The following is a 17,431-nucleotide window of genomic DNA, read 5'->3' on the forward strand; positions in this document are numbered from 1 at the left end:
CCACAACAAAGTGGCTCCGTTGTCGTAGTTGCTGCGGGCCACCTGGAAGCCCGTCGAAGCTGTGCCGGCGAGCGAGCTGATGGCCGCCAGCCGCCGGGACTGGTTCCTGCTCCGTCCCGGCGGTTGGTCCAGGTGGCCTGGCTATTGGGGCCAGGTTGCTTCGGTGACGTTGCCGCTGGTGACGTCGACGGTGAGTTGTACCGGTCCGTCTGGCATGAGGTAAAGCTCGTAGCTGCCTTCTGGAACGTCGAAGAAGACGGCTGAGTACACGAGCTCGCCGTCCGCCGCCGGTCGGGGAACAACCGCTACGTGTGGGAACCCGCGCCGGTGTTCATCGTGCCCGTGTCCATGCCCATGCCCGTGGCCGTGGTTGTGGCTGGCGTTGGTCGGTGTTTCGGTGGTGCAGCCGGTTGGGCGGCGTTCGATTTCGGCGTCGTCGAGGTCGGCGGGCATGGTGATCACGATGGCGCCGACGCCGTCGCCGATGTCGAGCAGGACCGATGAGCCCTTGCCTGCGTGAGGGTTTTCCTCGGCGTTGGTGAGTGGTTTGGTCATGACACTGCGGGGATGCCTGGCTTGGAGGAGTACCCGCCGGCCGGTGTGCCGAGGTACGGGAATGCCTTGAGGTAGTCGGAGTTCGTGTTGCACGTGCCGTCCTTGACCGCCGACGCGGCGCCGTCGGTCTTGTAGGACGGGTCGACCAGCGGGATCGTCAGGCCGGCGACGGCCCGGATCTCGACGGTGACGACGTCGTCGAAAACGCGGCGCCCGTTCGGGAAGCCGGCCGGGTCGCCGGCAACGAGTCCGAGCGGGTTCGGTTTCTTGGATGGTGGTACGGCGACGTTGAGCCGGAGCAGGTCGGCCTGGACGGGGCCGGTGTGGTTCTGGAAGCCCGGTACGACGCCCTTCGGGATTCCGGTCAGCAAGATTGCGGCCAGGTCGGCGCGGGGCTTCTTGTACGCGGCCAGCTTCGGGAACACCCCTGGGTAGAGGACCGGGAGCAGGCCGGCGAGCTCGGGCTTGGTGACGTACTGCGCGAAGCGCTTGTCCTCGTGCGGTGCCAGGCTGTTCCACTTGTCCTTTTCGGCCATCGGCACGATGACCTCGTTGAACAGCGGGTTGCCCAGGCGGGAGACCTGCTTGTACGGGCCGTGCCACACGGGGATGCCGAGCAGGTCGTCGAGAATCCGGGACTGTTGCCGGCTCGCGGAGGCGTAGACGCCGATGACGGACTTGGCGTCCATCACGTCCTTGGGGGTCTTGCCGTCGCGGGTCAGGTCTCTGATCGGGACCTGGATCGCGATGGTGTGCACATTGGAGCCCTGCAGACCGTTGACGCCCATCGCGGCGGCGGACGGGATCAGGTGCGCGGCCTGGAACGGGCGCAGTGTGCCGAGGTCGAAGATCGACCCCAGGTCGGCGAAGAAGCCGTCCGCGCGCTGCCCGGCGAAGACCTTGCGGTTGGTGCCGAAGGTGTGGATCGCTTCGCCTGCGAGCTTGGCGTAGTTCGGCGTTGAGCGGATCCCGACGTTGACCGGCGGCGCGGCCAGGTTCCTGGCCAGGATGCGGGAGCGGCCGTTCTCGACTCGGGTGATCGAGTAGTACTGCGGCCGGTTCCAGGTGGTGTCCTTGATCGAGGTGATCGGGCCGGTGTTGTACAGGAAGGTCTTCTTGTTCCGGATCTCGGCGTGGAAGCGGAACTGGTACGAGATGTCTGCCCTGCCGTCGCCCTCGTTGGAGATGTGGATCTGGTAGAGCACGTCGTCGCCGAACTCGTAGAAGTTCGGTCCGCCGTACGGGTTCTGGAACGGGATGAAGTTGGCGATGATCGTGACGGTGTCCGGCTTGTCGGGGGACACGAATGCGTACACGTCGGTGTTGTCGGCGACCGGGTCCTTCGAGATCTCCGGCGCTTCGCGGTGCGAAGACATGAAAGTTCCTCCAGGTAAGGGGCGAGCTCAGGTGGGCGGCAGGCCACGGCGCTGCCGTCGGGGACCGGGTGCCGGTCAGGTGGTCTTCACACCGGCGAGCCGGGCGGCGAGATCGCGGTCGGTGACCAGGACCTCGCGCTCGCCGACCATGATCGCCAGCTGACCGGTCTGCACGTCCTTGACGTGGACGACGAACGATTCGGCGTTTGTGAGGTCCGCTGCCTCGAGCTGGGTCGCGGCGCCGGCGGACTGCTCGCCGAAGATCTTCGGTGCGGCGACGGCGCCGACCGCGGCAGCGGTCCCCGCGCCGGCGAACACCAGGAAGCCGCGACGTGTTGCGTCACTCATGCCTGTTCCTTCCCTCCGTGCTGAATACCCGAGACAGATGCGACCTGGTCGCATTTGTTGTGATCTGGATCACACTCTCGGCTCGTGAGTATTCGGCGCGCCCCGGCAGCCGGATGGGTGGGAATTGCATGACCTCGGGCCGCGGCCTGTTTTGCGGTGGTCGCAGGAGGAACCGCCCGTCTCACGCAGTGCGTGGAGCGGGCGGCTCACCGGGCAGATTCGCTGACGGGGTCAGTTGAGCTGCACGACGGGCTGAGGTGTGCCGGGAGGTTGGCTGCGTCAGGTGGGCTGAGTCGCCTTGGGGTTGGACGGTGACACCGAAGGCCACCTGCCCGCGGGTACCCCCGGTGACGACGGTGGCGCGGGCCGAGGTTGCGCTGGTCAGACCCATGGAGTGGGTGTTAGGGCAGCGTCGACGAGCCACATCCGGCAGCTCTGGCGACCACGCGGCGGCCGCAGATCGTCGAGTCCTTCGAAGTCAAAGCGATTCCAACTGCCACTGTACTAAGCGCGCGGTGGGCGGGCTTGGTGGGCAACGAATGCAAACTGCGCTGAATTGACGGATCTTCTCCATCTGCAGGCGGTTACGGCGCTTTCGAGTGGAGTGGGGTGATGAGATGGCGCCAGCGTTCGGCGGCTTCGGCGAGGTCGTGGCCGACGTGGTCGAAGTACTGGCCGAGCTCGCGCAGACGCCTGGCCGCTTCGGTGCCCGCGAGGATCTCGGTGCCTTCGCGGGCGGTTTCGGCCCAGGCGAGGCAGATCTGCACCTGCTGCAGGCACGACCGGTACCAGACATCGTCGTCGATCACGTACCGCTCACGTCGTTCGGCGGCATCGCGCGCCCGCCGGATCAGTCGCAACTGCTCCAGGTATCCGACGGCTCTCGAGACCGACGCCGGGCTGACACCGAGCCGCCGGATCAGCTGGCTCGCGGACATGCTGTTGCTTTCGGCAACCAAGAGGCACGCGAGTACCGCGGCCGGCATTTGCGGCAGTCCGGTCTCGACCATCCGCTGTGCGAACAGCCGCTCGAAGTCCTGCGCGCCGCTCGGACGGTGCTCACCGGCGTGCTGGATCCGGCGGGCACGGTCGTCGGTGGCCTGTTGGGCGTGCTCCGGACTGTATCCGGAGTTGCCACCGTTGCGATGCACCTCACGGCTGACGGTCGAGGCCGGCCGACGCAGCCGTCGGGCGATCTGCGCGTAGCCCAACCCTGCTGCGAGACCGGCCGCGATGCTCTCGCGATCCTGATAGGTCAAACGACTTCCCGGCATTCTCCCATTGCAACACGCAGCCGGGTGCGAGCGCGATTGCAATCGCTGCAGTCATTGCAATATCCCTTATTCGTAAGGGATATCTCGGTTTGACGGATCGCTCCGTGCACTCTAGTTTCGTAGCGAAGAAACCGGCTCTGGAGGCAATGAGATGGCAATTGAGGTGCCGGCTCTGACGCCGGTCGAAGAGAGTTCCTATTTGACCCTGTGCGGACGCGCACTCGACAGCCGGTCTCCGCGATCGATCCTGCGCGACACCCTCGCCGACGAGGTGGCGGTGAAGGTGGGGCAGGACCCCGCCAAGTTTCCGATGGCCGCGAGCTCGATGCGCGACGTCGCCTTACGCGCCAAGAAGCTGGACGGGGTCGTGCGGGAATTCGTTGCCGCACACCCTGATGCCGTCGTCCTCGACCTCGGCGTGGGGCTCGACAACCGGGCCTTCCGGGTGGATACCCCCAGCACAGTCGATTGGTACGAGGTTGACCTTCCGGGTGTCGCCGCCGTCCGTCGGCAGGTCGTGCCGGCGCGACCGAACGTGCACACGATTGCCGCCGACCTGGCTGACGAGCACTGGATCGATCAGGTGCCCAGTGACAGGCCGGCCGTCGTCGTCGCCGACGGCCTGGTGGCCTTCCTGGGCCAGGACGACCTCGTCGGCCTGCTGAACAGACTCATCAGCCACTTTCCGGGCGGCGACATCGCCTTCAACGGCTACACCCGCTTCCACGTCTGGGCGATCAAGCGTTACAAGGGCGCCGCGTCGATCGCCGACCTGGTCATCAACCCCGGCTTCGACGACCCCCACGCTCCCGAGCAGTGGGCCCCCGGTCTCCATCTCAGAGAAGAGATTTTCCTTACCCGTGCACCGGAAATCGCCACCTACCCCCTGGCGATCCGCCTGTTCACCCGCTTCGCAGCCCTCAGCGAAGGCTTCTCCCGTCGCGGCACCACCGTCCTCCATTACACCTTCTGAGTCAGACGTGACCCGGCCCCTTCGCCCCATGAAGCCGCGCTGTTGGTGCCATCACCGGTTTCATCCGTCGACAACTGTCTGTGTCCTTCGGTCGCAGCGGCTGAGACTCTCCTTCGACCTGGCCGAGTTTTCTGGTGGAGGGTGCCGGTCCGGTCGTCGACAGATCACCTGTGGTCAAGGGGCGTACGGAGGTTTGTGCCGTGGTGTGACCAGGTGGACCAGTGGGCTTGCCAGGCCCACGCCTGGTCGACCAGTCGGACGAGGTCGGGTCCGGCGTCGGCCAGGAGGGCGGGGCAGGAGCCGACGGGGGTTTTGTGGTCGTCGGTCGCGGCTGGGGCGAGTGTGGTGGCGAGTTTGTCGATGATGGGGGCGGCTCGTTCGATGATTGCCAGGTCACCGGCGGTGGTCCGGCGGTGTCGCTTCGGGTTGGCGTGACGTTTGCGCTGCCATCGGTCGTAGCGCTCGTTCCACCGGCGGGCGGGGTCGTGCAGGGCGATGACGCTGGACGGTACGACGGCGAGCATCTGGCGCATCACAGCCGGCCGGTGATCGGTCCTGGCCGATTCCACCCGTTCGACCATCGGATCGAGGACGGCGATGGTGCGGCCCAGTACGGCGTTGGCCCGGTCGATGAGTTCGGCTGCGACGGGGTCTGGTTTCGATGTCATCTCGGTAAGGCTCCAGGTCTCGATGCCCTCATTTCGCAGACTACGGCGGCGACGCGAGAATTGCAGTGGCCGAAGCCGTCGGCACACCTCCACCGTGGTTATGGAGTGTGGGACGCGCCTTGGGCTACTTGGACGGTGCCTTCCAGGGGGCGGGAGCCACTGAGTTGATGAAGGACGTGTACGCCTCGATTCGGCCTCTGGTGGGTCCGTTGGTGGAGACCTGTCGGGAGCCGATGTACGCGCCGGTGTGTGGGTCGATGACGATCTCTTCGCGGTTGGAGCCGTCGTCGCTGGAGTAGGCGATGCCGATCCGGCCGTCGAGATTCGCGGCCTTGTCGGTGATCTGGAGATCGTCGAGGTCGCCGAGCGCGCGGTAGAGCGTGGCCCGGGTGTCCGCGGGGAGCATGCCCGTCCGGAGTGCGTCCTGCGCGTACACGAGGAGTTCGGTCTCGCCGCGTTCGTTGCGCGGGGCATCCTGCTTGAGGCGCTCGTACAGAGCATCCGGGTCTTTGGGGAGTCCAGAGAGCCAGGCCAGGGAGGGGTCTTGCCAGCTGCCGTCCGCCGCGCAAGCACCACCACCACCGTCGAAGGCTCCGCAGGCGGCGTGTGTGGTTGTGCTCTTGCGGTCGAAGGTGATGCCGTACTTCTTGGCGAGTTCGTCGGAACCTTTGATCCACTGGTGCCGTCCGGTCGTGGTCTCGCGCCGATACCAGGTGCCGCGGATGTTGGCGGGGATCCAGGTTTCGGTGGTGTGCTCTTCCAGGTACTCGAGGCCGCCGCCGGGGATTTCGGTGAAGCCGTACGTCCACGTGTGTGAGCCGAGATACCGGTACTGACCCGGCGGCACGACCGGGTCGGAGACCGAAGTGATCTGCTGCGCGGCGCCTTCCAGTGAGGACTTCGCCTCAGCCGAACCGCCGGCAAGGGTTGTCAGATAGATGGAGCCGCCCGCGACGAGCGCCAATGCCGCCGCGGCAGCGAGCAGCCACCGGCGTCGCGGCGCTCGCTGTCGTACGGGTGCGTGGGCGACCGCGTCCAGGAGGGTCGATCTGGTTCGTTCGATTCGCGCCAAGTCGGTATCGACATCGGCGTGCAGCGCGGCAAGTCCGCGGTCGAGATCGTCGGTGGGGCGCAAGTCAGTCATGGTCGGAGGCCTCCGCGGAAGTCGTGAGATTGGTGAGCTGGCGGCGGACGCGGTGCAACCGGGACCGCACGGTCCCGGCCGGGATCCCGAGTGCGTCGGCGACTTCGACCGTCGTCAAGCCGGCCCATGAGGTCAGTAACAGGACGTCGCGATCGCCGTCGGACAGGTCTGCGATCGCGGGAGCGATCCGTCGGGCGAGTTCCTGGGCATCGACTCGTTCGGCGACGCGACCGTCGTGAGCGACAAGGTCGCCGGGCTCTCGGCGGCCGGCCCGGGCGGTGGCTCGCAGCCCGCGGACCTCGTCGCGAACATATCGCCGGGCGAGGTTGGTGGCGATTCCGTAGAGCCAGGCCTTTACCGCGGCTTTCTCAGGGTCGTACGTGTCGCGCTGTTTGAAGGCCGTCAGGAATGTCTCGCTGACCAGGTCGTGTGCCTGCTCGGCGCCGACGCGGCGGGCTAGATATCGATGCATCGGAACCGCGTGCTGGTCGAACAGCCGCGTGAATTCGCCCGCTATCGCCGGGCCGGTCAGCTCTGGCCGCTCAGCGCCGGGACTCGTCGCTTCGGGTGGAGGTCGGTCTTCGGCGGAGGCGCCGGCCGTATCGGTCATGGTCATAACTCTGATTGCCCGAAGGCTTCATCGGCGTTCACGGTGACCGTGTTGATTCCGGAACGGCTTCCGAACAGACGCCGGCGAGGCGGTCAGTGGGGCGGTCAGGTCGCGGCGTTGGCGGTGACGTCCAGGCCTCGGGTTGCCACTATCTGGGCCCTACCGTCGGCCAAGCGGTAGCGAAGGCCGACGACTGCGGCTTGCCCGGCGGCGACGCGTTCGGCGAGTACCTTTGAGCGGTCCAGGAGCAGGTCGACGGTGTGTTTGACGTGCTCGACGAGGATGTCGTCCGGCTCGACATGGCCGGCGGCGCGGGCCGCGAGGACGCTCGGCGTCACCCGCTCGACAACGTCGCGTACGTATCCGGAGGGCGGTAGCCCGTGCTCCACCGCGGAGCAGGCGGCCGCGACGGCGCCACATGAGTCGTGGCCGAGGACGAGCACCAGTGGGTGATCTGGATCACATTCTCGGCTCATGAGTATTCGGCGCGACCCGGCAGCCGGATGGGTCAACTCGCGCGATTTCATGCTGCGGCCCGTCTGCCCGGCCCGTCTGTGCGGTCCGGTGAGTCTGATCACAGGTCTGGTTTCGTGAGGATTGTGCGATTCGCGTCGTCTCCCTTTCGACGCATCAACAGCATCGGCCGATGAGGAGAACACCATGTGGGCTTTGGTTTCCCGCCGTTTCCAGCTGTGGCTCGTCTTGGCCGTCGGTGTACCGATCGCGTCGTGGCTGCTCGCCCGAATTGGGCGGCAGCTCGAAACTCGCAACGGGCCGACCCGGCTCAGCAACCTGCTGCGCAAGGCCGGACACAGCATCGGCTCTCAGGCGCGTGGACCGCTGGCACGGGACCACGCCCAGAGCACCTGATCTATGGCTGGGGCGTGACGGACCAGCACCATCCGGTGTCTCACCAGCACAACCCAATCCCGGTGCCAGCAACGAGAACTCCCGGAGGATACCGATGACCGACACCAGCACTGCCACCTCGAAGAACGACGCAGCGGTCAAGTCCAGCAGCGCAGTGGCTGCTGGCAGCACCGAAACCGTTGGCGGCGGCAAGACGAGCATCGCGGACGTGGTCGTGTCGAAGATCGCCGGGATCGCGACGCGTGAGATCACCGGCGTGTACGACCTTGGCGGCACTGCGGCGCGCACCGTCGGTGCGATTCGCGACCGCATCGGCACCAAGACGAACCTGTCGCAGGGTGTGTCGGTCGAGGTCGGTGAGACGCAGGCCGCGGTCGATCTGCAGATCATCGCCGAGTACGGCGTCAGCATCGCCGACCTCGCGACCGCGATCCGGGGCAACGTGATCTCCGCGATCGAGCGGATGACCGGTCTGGAGGTCACGGAGGTCAACATCTCTGTGACCGATGTTCACCTCGAAGGCGACGACGACACCAGCGACGACGCTGACGACCAGCCCGAGCGCCGCGTCCAGTGACCATCCCCGGTCCACTCCTCTAGGAGACTCCAGTGAACACCTCGACCATTGGCTTGTTCGCCGGGCTGCTGATCGCCATCGCCACGGCAGCCGGAGGTTTCGGCGGCTTCCTGCTCGCTCTCGTCCTCGGCGCTATCGGTTTGGTTGCCGGCCGCTACCTGTCGGAAGGCAGCAAGGGCGTGGACGACCTGATCTCACGCCGCGGCCGTGGCTGACGCCGTCGCCCTCACTCGCTCCCAGCCGCTGCGCACAGCCACCGCGACGGCAGCGGCTGACCACGGGGAGCGTGGGTCTCTCGAAATCAGCCCGCGTGCCATCGAGCGCATCGCAGAGACAGCCGCGCTTCAGGCACCGGGAGTGATCCGTCAGGACGCGACATTCGGACGGGGCCTGCCGAAAGCCGAGGCCAAGCAGGCCGGGCGCCGGCTCCGTATCGACCTCGCGGTCGCGGTCGAGTGGGGCTACCCCCTGTCCGGCACCGCGGCCGAGGCCCGCAATCAGGTCGCAAGGAAAGTGGCCGACCTAACCGGGCTGGGTGTCGACGTCGTCAACGTCGACATCTCCGCCGTCACACCTCCCCGCCCCCGAACGGAAGTCCGAAGCCTAAAGGAGGTCCGTATGAGCCACGCCGCCGCCAAGAAGCCCGTCGCTGTCCCGGCCGCCTCCACCGTCGGTGTCATCGCCGCCATTGCAGTCACTGCGGTTGGAGCGGTGGGTGTACGCGACACCCTGGTGGCAACCGGCGCCATGACTGGCGAGTCCTGGCTGGGATGGCTGTTCGGGAAGACCGAGGTCCTCAAGGCCGCCGACTGGATGATCTACGCGGGAGCAGCCTCCTTGCTGATCGGCCTGTGGATCCTCATCGCTGCCCTGAAGCCGCGCCGCGCAACCCATCTGGCGCTCGGCGAGAGCCACAGCGGGGTGTGGATCCGCGGCCGTGACGCCGCCCGACTCGCGACCGACACCGCCCGCGGTATCGACTCGGTCACCAGTGCGATGGCAACGGCCAAGGGGCGCAAGCTGCGGATCAAGGCAACGGCTCTTGCCGACGCCGAGCGGGTCCACGACGAATTGACCGCCGCTGTCGCGCAGCGTCTGAACGCTGTCACCCCGGAGCCCCGGGTCCGTTCCCGAGTCGTTGTCGAGGAGCACTGATATGCGCCGTGGACTCGTTGCCTTGGATCGGGCTGCCGCGCTTGTGATCGCTGTGCTGGCAATCGGTGCCGGAGCAGCGGCACTGGGTTGGCGCTTCGACCTGCTCCCCGGCACACCGAACCGCGTCGAGATCGGCGGCCTGACCGATCTGACCACGATGTCCTGGTGGCCTTGGGCAACCGGCGGGGGCGGAGTGCTGCTGACCGTCCTTGGCCTCGGCTGGCTCGCCCGGCACCTTCCGCGACGCGGTACCGGGCAGATTCGTCTGCTCGGCAGCGGCGCTATCGGCAGCCTCACCGCCGACGCCAAAGCCGCAGTCGCTGCCGCCGGGCACGCCTTGGCCCGGACTCCCGGCGTGCGAGACGGATCGGGGCGGATTGTGCTGGACCGCGGCCAATTGGTCGCCGAGCTCACCGTGACCCTCGAACCCAGCGCCGACCTCGCCGTCGTACGGGCCGCGGCCCAACAGACCAGCCAGGAGCTGCTTTGCATCATCGGCCGCGACGACCTGCGCCACCGCGTCGAACTGTGTGTCGCTCGCAGCGATAAGACCACCAGCGGGCCACGCGTCCATTAGACCTCCGAGCCTCGCGCGGAGCCATGTGCCCAAACCGGGCGACTACCAGGACCTGCTCTACCGAGCCGGTCGACCGACAGGAGATGACAGCAATGGGTATTGCAGACAAGGCCAAGAATGCCGCCGAAGAGCTGGCCGGCAAGGCCAAAGAGGCCATCGGTGACCTGACCGACAACAAGGAACTCGAGAGCGAGGGCAAGACCGACCAGACCAAGGCCGATCTGAAGAACGCCGGCGAGAACATCAAAGACGCCTTCAAGAAGTAGCCACCGGTACCTCGGTAGACCTGCCGGCCCCGGGCACCTGAATGGCCCGGGGCCGAATCCACACGCACTGGTCTGCAACGGCCGGCCAACGCCGTACCCGTCACCATTTGAAGGGGAGAACAACCGCTCATGATCGGATTCATCATCGCCGGCCTCGTCATCGGAGCTCTCGCTCGACTGTTCAAGCCCGGTAAGCAGAACCTCGGCTGGATCGCCACCCTTCTGCTAGGCCTGGCCGGTTCCGTCATCGGGGGCGTCGTTGCCAACCTGTTCGGCACCGGCGGGATCTTCGAACTCAACATCCTCGGCTTCGTCGTCGCCGTGATCGCTGCCGTCCTCTTGGTCGGCACCGCCGAGACCCTCACCGCCCGGGCCAAGAGCTGACCACACCGGTCAGTGCTTCAGCCGGAAGGGACCTGGGCAATCCGCACCAGACAACCGGTGGCGGGCGCCGCCGGTCGGTCTGCTGCATACTCATTGGCCGTCCTGAGTGCTCAGGTGTTCGTAGGCGGTCAGGGCGTCCCGCAGATGGGTGTGGGTGCGTCCGGCGTCGCGTGGTGGCGGGTCAAGGGCGTCGACGCGTTCGATGATTGTCGCCTGGACCGCACGAACGTTCATGGTGTAGAGGCCGCCTTCGATGCGTAGCACCAGGAGACCTGGAACGACCTCGTCGCCGGGGCGGGCAGGTTCGAGGTCGGCGTTGCCGGGGGTGCGGCGCAGTTCCACGATCGTGGGGTGGTTGAGGCGCCGCAACACCAGATAGAAGGTCAGCAGGACGCCTACGAGTACTCCGACGAGCAGGTTCGTCGCCAGTGCCGCGAGGGCGGTGAGGGTCGCCACGACCAGTTCGGCCGGGTCGATGCGGCCGATCCGGTGCAGGGCACCGATATCGATCAGACCGACGATGGCGGCGACGACAATCGCTGCCAGGGTCGCCTGCGGGAGGTCGCTGAGGACCGGCGCCAGGAACAGCGCCACGCCGACCGCGAGCCCCGCGGTCACGAGTCCGCTCAGCTGGGACCGGGCCCCGGCGTTCACGTTGACCATCGTCTGCGAGAATCCGCCGGCCGACGGCACCGTCGAGAAGAGTCCGCCGGCGACCGCGGCCAGACCGTTCGCGGCGAGCTCGCGATCGGTGGATCGAGAAGATCGCGGGTACTACGGTCGACCGCGATTGTCTCGGTATAGGCCATCAGGGCGATCGCGAGGGCGTAGGGGAGGAGCGTCGTCGCGTGGTCGGTGGACGGCAGCGCCGGTATCGGCAGGCCGTCCTTGACCGGTTCGATCAACGCCACGCCCCTGTCATCAAGGTTGAGCACGGCAACGGCCAGGATGCCCCGATCAGTGCGAGCAACGGACCGGGCAGCCGCGGCGACCAGCGCTTCACCACGACGATCACGCCGAGGGTGAGGCCGCGACGAGCATCGTCGCACCGTTGGCCGCGCCCAACCCGGCCGCGGCGTGAGCAACGGTTCGGATGAATCCGCCCTCGGCAGGTTCGATGCCGAGCAGATCCGGTAACTGCTCGGCGACGATCGTCAGACCGACCCCGATCTTCAGACCGGTGATGACCACATCGGAGATGGCATCTACGACCCAGCCGATCCGGATCAGCGCGAAGAGCAGCAGCGCCAGACCGGTCATCGTTGTCAAGGTGGCGACGGCAGCTGTCGCGCCGCCCGGACCCTCGATGCCGGTTGCCGTCAGTCTCTTCCATTACCGCCGGGCTGCCGATGGTGACATGTTCCTGGCGTACCTCGTCAGCTTCGAAACCATCTGGTCGGAGGCCGAGTCGCCGCGCTCCGTCTGGCCCTGACTACTCAGCTGGTAGTGCCGATGTGCTGCGCCGCGTGGGTGGGTCATGCCTCAACGATGGGCTGTGCGCCCTCCCAGACTCGTTCGAAGCTGTCGAGGTAGTGGCTCGCGAGTTGACCGCCCGGGATCTTGCGCAGATGCCACGCTGGAGCTTGTGCGGCGGGCAGGCCGTAGATGTGGGTGTTCACCAGGAGATTGTCATCCGCACGGAAGATCGAGTTGTAAAGCACCGTGTGGTGAGTCCGGAACTCGACACCGGCGACGGCTGCCAGATCGCTGAAGAGCACCATGGAGTTCCGTACCTTTGCTGCTAACGCGTCACCGATGCCCTGCTCCCGCCCGCGCTCGGCGATGTGCGAGTCGTCCGGATCTCCGAGCAGGATCCGCACTCTCGCGCCGGCCTTCGCCTTCTTGCGGATGATTCGTTGCAGCTGGGTGCTCTCGGCAACGAACAGGCCGGCGTACACGAGTACGCCGATGTCATTCTTGCCCGACTCGAAGAAGGTTCGCCACACATCGGCCGGCACGTCAGAGAAATGGGGATAGACCCGGACGATCTCGCTCTCTGACGCTGCAGCGGCGCGCTGGCCGGTGATAGCGGTGGGAAACAGGTAGGTCTCGTCGCGGCCGAGCCTGGTGGCCAGCTTGTGGCGATTGCGGGGGAACGGAACGTAGTCATGGGCCACCCACCGCTCGACGGTCTTGACGTTGACGCCCAGTTCGTCGGCGAGCGCCAGGTACGTGAGGTTGTGCTCGGCGAGCGCGGCGCGCAGTCGTTCGTTAGCCACGGAGACCAACCTAAGACATTTCCAGGCATTTCGTCGGCAGATACATCTCTGAACGTCTGCTGATGCCGTGTCGATGTCCGGCGCAGGCACTGCATCCTTCCGGCGAGTGGAAGGAGGACGTGCGTGGCAGAGCGGCAGCCGAACCGGTTACTGCGTGAAGCACGAGGTTCTATAACGCAGGGTCGTCTGGCGGCGCTGGTCAGGGGAGAGATCTACAGGGCGACAGGCAAGGAGTCTGTGATCACCGCAAAGTCCATCTCCGACTGGGAGTGCGGCTTGTATACCTGGCCACCGACGCACGTTCGGCAGGCGCTGTGCCGTGTGCTCCAGAAGGACGATCCCGCGGAGCTTGGCTTCTTCTCCAAGCGGCGGGTCCGCCCCCCGAGGGACTCGAACCCGGTCCCGATCGTCGACCTGATGGCGGGTACGCGGCTCGGCCGCGGGTCCAGCGGCTTGCGCATCCCGCCAGGTAGGTCGTTCGGAGGTCTCGATGTGGAGGCTCACTATTGCGAGGCAACGTGGCTAGATGGGAGGTGGTTCTTGCCCGCCCCCGGTCCAGATGCAGTCCTGAGCCGCCCGGACCGTCGCTCACTCATTGTGGTTGCTGACGAGGAGGGACAGCACTACGTCTCGGACGGAGCCCGGTTTGCAGGCCATGCCGGACGCCCGGGCAGCCCGCAACCTGTCTCGTCGGCGCAGCTGGTCGACGATCTGACGGTCGGCATCATCTGGGCAGCGACAAACACAGATGTCGCCTTGCTAGCGGATGACGCGCCGCTGTCGAGCAGCATGTCCCAACTGGCGATCTACCCGGGACGTTGCTTATCTCAGCTGCGCCCGGCCGATGGCTGAAGTCCTGGTTCTGCACTCGGCAGCTCGTACGCAACCTGGATCGGCAGCCGGGGCAGTCGTTCTTGTGGACGCCGGAGAGACGAGGAGAAGAGGCGTCGTCGTGGCTGCTGTGGCGGCACAGGTTCGAATACCTCCGTCGTACTGCGCAGCGGTTCCCGGGCTTGCGGTGCGGCTTCTATGTCGCGGAGGCGGATGTTGCGGACTCGCCGACGTACGAGCGGGTGATATTGCTGCCGGCGGTCGCGCTGCTGGAGGCGTTCGGAATCACGGTCTCACTGGTCTCCGAGCCGGAGCACGTCGAGGCAGGCGGGTTCGCAAGCTTCGATCGCACACCTTGCGCAACTTGGTTCGACGGTCCGGACCTGTGTCGCGTCGGCACGTGCATGGACCGGTCGCCGCGCGCGGCGGTTCAAGACGTCGGTGAGGAAATGAGCAGGCACCCGATGGGTGCCGGACAGACGTCCAGACACCGGCTGGAGGCAACCGCGAACTGTCTGAACATCTCCTGGCCATAGTTCCAGCGACGGTGCGACGAGCTTGCGACTACGGGAGTTGATGGCATCGTGCACCTGCGGAGCCGGCTGCTGTCGACCCAGGGACTGAACGCCGCGATCAGGCACGTTGCCTGTATCAACGACCTCTAGGAACAGCGCCTGTTAGCTCCGTAGAGCCGAGCGTCGCCGAACCGGACTGAGATTTGGCCGCTGCGCGCGGTGTTCCGTGCGTTGTCCCGGGCCGTCAGGTGTGACCCACAGACCTCCAAGCCACTCACAGCGGCAGAGACGACCACGCTCTCCCGATGGCAATCCAGCCGTGATCCACTGTTCGGCAGAGCCTAAGTGGATGGCTTAGGAGGCCCTATTGGGGCTTCGGGAACGTCGGGTTCGACAGACACGAAGGCCAACCCATCGGTTCTGGCCTCCAGGTCTGCCGCATAAGCGGCGTCGGCCCTCCGGAGCGTGATCATGACAAGTCCCGATTCCGGGTCCGGGCCGGCCGACGTCACAGGCGTACTGGAGCCATCGAGGGGGAGCAGCGTGTCAAGTGCCCAGCGCATGATCCGGTCGACTTCATCCTGCGGGGGGCGCCAGCGACGTACGCGTAAGTGCTCGGGGTGGCGAACTACTTGCAGCAGTTCTTGCTTTGCTCGGTCCATCTCCGTTCTGTCCGGGATATTGACGACCAGGATCTCCTGGCCAGTGTCACTGTCGACGACCGTGCTGAACCGCGCCTGAGCGCCCGGATTGCGTTCGATCCACGCCTGGACCGCTTGACGGTCCAGCGACGCTCTCCGCTCTGGTCTTGAAGGAGGGGATGCGTTGGTCACGTCAAGTTCACTCCCGCCGAAGTTGCATGAAGCTGCAATACCGGGCTCTGTCGTTTCAGACTACGCCGCTCTATCGTCGGCGTGGGGGTGGGGAGATGTTTCGAGCAAAGACCATTCTGCTGTTCTCGGTGGCCGCTGCTGCCGCCGTCCTGTGTGCATCAACGGCCACCGCAACCGGACCAATCCGGCAGGGTGAGCCGAACCCGCAACGTGCATCCATACCAGCAGAGTTCCTGCCCACCGCGGCAGAAACGGCTGCGATGGGCTTGTCGGATTGGATCGAGGAGCATCCGACTGTCGTCGGCGCCGGCGGGGTCACAATCTCCGACGACCTGGCGATGGTCGATGTCTACTGGAAAGGAACGGTCCCGCCCGACCTGCAAAGCCTTGCAAAGGCTCAGCCCGCCGCGGTCGCGTTCCGTTCAGCCGCGTACTCGAACGACGAACTATCGGCGACAGCACAGATGCTGCTTGACTCCTTTCGAGGCGTGTTAACGTCTGCCGGACCGAGCCAGGACTGGTCGGGTGTCGTGGTCAACTTCATCTGGGACGGTGCCTGGAACAGCGGCTCCGCATCGTCGGTCTACCGAGCCGCGGCGCCGGTGCTCAACATGCGCATCTGGCTCAGCGGAGGGATCTCCGGAGTAGCCGTCTACCAGCGCTACATCAGATACCTGAACCGCTACTACTCCCTCGGGAGTGCCCAACCACGAGTCGGACCAGCCTTCATATTCATGGAAAGTGTCACCGGCACGGGTTGCGGCACCGGTGGCTGCGGCGGTGTCTTCCAACCAGGCGACTCGGGTGCCTCCGTCTTCCGTTACACCAGCAACGGTCAAAAGGAAGTATTCGGCTTCTTGTCTGCCTCGTTCGGTGCGCACGCAACCTTCTGCGACACCGCGAACAAGCGTCCAGACAAGTCCTGCGCGTTTTCTTATCCGTACGGTTATGCCGTCAATGCACTCGACGCGTTGGCCAGCATGGGCCTGCACGCCAAGGTCGGCTGAAGTTCCGTGGCTTACCGCGCAGATGTTTCGCGCCTGTCTCTTTGGGTGGGCATGCCCGGCGCCGATGCAAAGCCGATACGTCCCAGACGTTGGCCCTGGAGTTGGGGCTGCCTAAGACGGAGTGCAGTGACGGCCGCACCCCGACTGGCCCGTGTGATGGTCCTGTGCAGGCGGCCGACCAGCCGCACCGCGCCGCGTTCTGGCACCACCGGTACTCCACTGGTGCCGGTTGCAGACTACGCGCCGGTTGTGAGGCGGCTGCTATGTGATGAGCCGCTGGGTGTAGCCGGCGTCGACCAGTCGTGTGTAGGCCGCGTGTACTTCGGTTGGTATTGGTTGGGGTATGGCGAAGCCTTTTGTGGCGAAGAGGTCGATTCGTTGGGTGTCGCCGACGAGCATGTTGAGGACTCGGTCGGAGTCTCCGATGGTGGTGACGTATTTCTCGAGGGGCAGTGGTTGTGAGGTGCAGATGGGTTCGACGTCTGGCCAGAGTTTTCGGCAGGTCGCATAGGCGCGGCGTTGCTGGTAGGGCCGCGAGATCAGCATGATGGTCTGCGGGGTGATGCCGTGTGCGGCCAGGGTGGCGCGGGCGAGTTTGATGTTTTCGCCGGTGTTGGTGGCGTGGGGTTCGATGATGATGTCGTCGGCTGGTACGCCGAGTTCGAGGGCGTGTTCGGTGTAGTGGATTGCTTCGCCGCGGCAGCCGCGATACTGCGCGAACTGCCCGGCGACATCGCGAACCGAGTCACGTTGTGCGACGCGGGAGCCTGGCCACACCACTCGCAGGTTCGCTGGCCTGATGACGGAGCGAGCGTCGCCGGCCTCACCCGGGCTCTCGACGGTCCGGCGGCTCAACTGGCCCAAGCCTGTCTTCAGCGGGGGTACAGGGTCGAGCAGGAGGAGAATGTCCTCGCAGCTGTCGACGACTGGCTGAACGCAAGACGCGACCTGCGAGCGGGCACGAGCCGGTAGACATGCGAGGCTGAGGCGAAGTCGACTGGTTTGCACCAACTGCTGGAGGTGCGTGCTCAGTTCTCCAACGATGACCCCATGATTGGGGATTCTGTAACGGCTGAAAGTGGTGCACCGATAAGGGGTTTGCGGTATGGGCCGTAAGTCATCGGGCCGGTGACCGCTGTGTAGCGATCCATGGGGGGACTGTGGCGTCGGACAACCTGGGCTATTTCCGTTCTCACGCATCGAAGGTCAGGGTCTTCGGAGCTGTCGAGCTACGTCGGCATCGTCCCGC

At 65.8% G+C, this 17,431-nt stretch carries 22 protein-coding genes and 1 pseudogene; 11 read left to right on the forward strand and 12 right to left on the reverse strand.

What is annotated here, in order from left to right; translation table 11 throughout:
• Nucleotides 1-141 precede the first annotated feature (141 nt).
• The 4 genes from ABD260_RS28855 to ABD260_RS28870 form a co-directional block, all read right to left on the reverse strand.
• A complete protein-coding gene (locus ABD260_RS28855) occupies nt 142-555 on the reverse strand; it encodes a hypothetical protein (RefSeq protein ID WP_344238447.1) in 414 nt (137 codons plus the stop codon).
• Nucleotides 552-1,931, reverse strand: coding sequence for a DUF4331 domain-containing protein (locus tag ABD260_RS28860; RefSeq protein WP_344238449.1), 1,380 nt, complete (start codon nt 1,929-1,931; stop codon nt 552-554). Before ABD260_RS28860 ends, ABD260_RS28855 begins: the two co-directional genes overlap by 4 nt.
• Before the next feature lie 75 nt (nt 1,932-2,006).
• Nucleotides 2,007-2,279: a twin-arginine translocation signal domain-containing protein gene (locus tag ABD260_RS28865; protein WP_344238451.1), complete on the reverse strand. Its 273-nt coding sequence runs from the start codon at nt 2,277-2,279 to the stop codon at nt 2,007-2,009.
• A gap of 584 nt (nt 2,280-2,863) precedes the next feature.
• Nucleotides 2,864-3,553 carry a helix-turn-helix domain-containing protein gene (locus tag ABD260_RS28870; RefSeq protein WP_344238453.1) on the reverse strand — a complete coding sequence of 230 codons (690 nt, stop codon included), beginning with the start codon at nt 3,551-3,553 and terminating at the stop codon, nt 2,864-2,866.
• A 151-nt stretch (nt 3,554-3,704) separates the two neighbouring features.
• On the opposite strand from ABD260_RS28870, the gene ABD260_RS28875 reads away from it, so the two are divergent.
• Nucleotides 3,705-4,526: a class I SAM-dependent methyltransferase gene (locus ABD260_RS28875; protein WP_344238455.1), complete on the forward strand. Its 822-nt coding sequence runs from the start codon at nt 3,705-3,707 to the stop codon at nt 4,524-4,526.
• A gap of 164 nt (nt 4,527-4,690) precedes the next feature.
• Here ABD260_RS28875 and ABD260_RS28880 read toward each other — a convergent pair whose 3' ends face one another.
• From ABD260_RS28880 to ABD260_RS28895, 4 genes are all read right to left on the reverse strand, one after another.
• A complete protein-coding gene (locus ABD260_RS28880) occupies nt 4,691-5,194 on the reverse strand; it encodes a hypothetical protein (RefSeq protein WP_344238457.1) in 504 nt (167 codons plus the stop codon).
• A gap of 124 nt (nt 5,195-5,318) precedes the next feature.
• Nucleotides 5,319-6,338, reverse strand: a complete 1,020-nt coding sequence (locus tag ABD260_RS28885; RefSeq protein WP_344238459.1) for a CU044_5270 family protein — start codon at nt 6,336-6,338, stop codon at nt 5,319-5,321.
• Entirely contained in the window at nt 6,331-6,948 is a 618-nt protein-coding gene (locus ABD260_RS28890) for an RNA polymerase sigma factor (RefSeq protein WP_344238461.1), read from the reverse strand. Before ABD260_RS28890 ends, ABD260_RS28885 begins: the two co-directional genes overlap by 8 nt.
• Nucleotides 6,949-7,052: 104 nt before the next feature.
• The gene (locus tag ABD260_RS28895; RefSeq protein WP_344238463.1) at nt 7,053-7,391 is read right to left on the reverse strand and encodes a carbonic anhydrase; all 339 of its coding nucleotides are present in this window, start codon (nt 7,389-7,391) and stop codon (nt 7,053-7,055) included.
• Nucleotides 7,392-7,608: 217 nt separating this feature from the next.
• On the opposite strand from ABD260_RS28895, the gene ABD260_RS28900 reads away from it, so the two are divergent.
• The 7 genes from ABD260_RS28900 to ABD260_RS28930 all read left to right on the forward strand — a co-directional run bounded on the left by ABD260_RS28900 (nt 7,609) and on the right by ABD260_RS28930 (nt 10,777).
• Nucleotides 7,609-7,818, forward strand: coding sequence for a hypothetical protein (locus ABD260_RS28900; RefSeq protein ID WP_344238465.1), 210 nt, complete (start codon nt 7,609-7,611; stop codon nt 7,816-7,818).
• A gap of 94 nt (nt 7,819-7,912) precedes the next feature.
• Nucleotides 7,913-8,395, forward strand: a complete 483-nt coding sequence (locus ABD260_RS28905) for an Asp23/Gls24 family envelope stress response protein (RefSeq protein WP_344238467.1) — start codon at nt 7,913-7,915, stop codon at nt 8,393-8,395.
• Between the two features lie 32 nt (nt 8,396-8,427).
• Nucleotides 8,428-8,610 carry a hypothetical protein gene (locus tag ABD260_RS28910; RefSeq protein ID WP_344238469.1) on the forward strand — a complete coding sequence of 61 codons (183 nt, stop codon included), beginning with the start codon at nt 8,428-8,430 and terminating at the stop codon, nt 8,608-8,610.
• A complete protein-coding gene (locus ABD260_RS28915) occupies nt 8,603-9,550 on the forward strand; it encodes a DUF6286 domain-containing protein (protein ID WP_344238471.1) in 948 nt (315 codons plus the stop codon). Before ABD260_RS28910 ends, ABD260_RS28915 begins: the two co-directional genes overlap by 8 nt.
• Before the next feature lies 1 nt (nt 9,551).
• Nucleotides 9,552-10,127 carry a hypothetical protein gene (locus ABD260_RS28920; RefSeq protein WP_344238473.1) on the forward strand — a complete coding sequence of 192 codons (576 nt, stop codon included), beginning with the start codon at nt 9,552-9,554 and terminating at the stop codon, nt 10,125-10,127.
• 92 nt (nt 10,128-10,219) lie between these two features.
• The gene (locus tag ABD260_RS28925; protein WP_344238475.1) at nt 10,220-10,393 is read left to right on the forward strand and encodes a CsbD family protein; all 174 of its coding nucleotides are present in this window, start codon (nt 10,220-10,222) and stop codon (nt 10,391-10,393) included.
• A 129-nt stretch (nt 10,394-10,522) separates the two neighbouring features.
• Complete coding sequence (locus ABD260_RS28930; protein WP_344238477.1) at nt 10,523-10,777, forward strand: GlsB/YeaQ/YmgE family stress response membrane protein; 255 nt, start codon at nt 10,523-10,525, stop codon at nt 10,775-10,777.
• A gap of 90 nt (nt 10,778-10,867) precedes the next feature.
• On the opposite strand, the pseudogene ABD260_RS28935 reads toward ABD260_RS28930, so the two are convergent.
• Both ABD260_RS28935 and ABD260_RS28940 read right to left on the reverse strand, forming a co-directional pair.
• A pseudogene (locus ABD260_RS28935) lies at nt 10,868-11,521 on the reverse strand (SulP family inorganic anion transporter); the annotation flags it as partial.
• Between the two features lie 267 nt (nt 11,522-11,788).
• Nucleotides 11,789-12,037 carry a SulP family inorganic anion transporter gene (locus ABD260_RS28940; RefSeq protein WP_344238479.1) on the reverse strand — a complete coding sequence of 83 codons (249 nt, stop codon included), beginning with the start codon at nt 12,035-12,037 and terminating at the stop codon, nt 11,789-11,791.
• Nucleotides 12,038-12,047: 10 nt separating this feature from the next.
• Here ABD260_RS28940 and ABD260_RS28945 point away from each other — a divergent pair, with 10 nt between their 5' ends.
• The gene (locus ABD260_RS28945) at nt 12,048-12,209 is read left to right on the forward strand and encodes a hypothetical protein (protein ID WP_344238481.1); all 162 of its coding nucleotides are present in this window, start codon (nt 12,048-12,050) and stop codon (nt 12,207-12,209) included.
• A gap of 43 nt (nt 12,210-12,252) precedes the next feature.
• Here the strand turns inward: ABD260_RS28945 and ABD260_RS28950 are convergent, their stop codons facing one another.
• Entirely contained in the window at nt 12,253-12,996 is a 744-nt protein-coding gene (locus ABD260_RS28950) for a helix-turn-helix transcriptional regulator (RefSeq protein ID WP_344238483.1), read from the reverse strand.
• Nucleotides 12,997-13,814: 818 nt separating this feature from the next.
• Between ABD260_RS28950 and ABD260_RS28955 the strand changes: the two genes are divergently transcribed.
• Together ABD260_RS28955 and ABD260_RS28960 are read left to right on the forward strand one after the other, a co-directional pair.
• On the forward strand, nt 13,815-14,363 hold the full coding sequence (locus tag ABD260_RS28955) for a hypothetical protein (RefSeq protein ID WP_344238485.1): 549 nt from the start codon (nt 13,815-13,817) through the stop codon (nt 14,361-14,363).
• A gap of 907 nt (nt 14,364-15,270) precedes the next feature.
• Nucleotides 15,271-16,182 (forward strand): hypothetical protein, encoded by a 912-nt coding sequence (locus ABD260_RS28960; RefSeq protein WP_344238487.1) that lies wholly within the window; start codon nt 15,271-15,273, stop codon nt 16,180-16,182.
• Nucleotides 16,183-16,443: 261 nt separating this feature from the next.
• Here the strand turns inward: ABD260_RS28960 and ABD260_RS28965 are convergent, their stop codons facing one another.
• Nucleotides 16,444-17,037 (reverse strand): YdcF family protein, encoded by a 594-nt coding sequence (locus ABD260_RS28965; protein ID WP_344238489.1) that lies wholly within the window; start codon nt 17,035-17,037, stop codon nt 16,444-16,446.
• Between the last annotated feature and the right edge of the window lie 394 nt (nt 17,038-17,431).

Origin of the sequence: Kribbella hippodromi (assembly GCF_039531045.1) — a bacterium.
GTDB classification, from domain to species: domain Bacteria; phylum Actinomycetota; class Actinomycetes; order Propionibacteriales; family Kribbellaceae; genus Kribbella; species Kribbella hippodromi.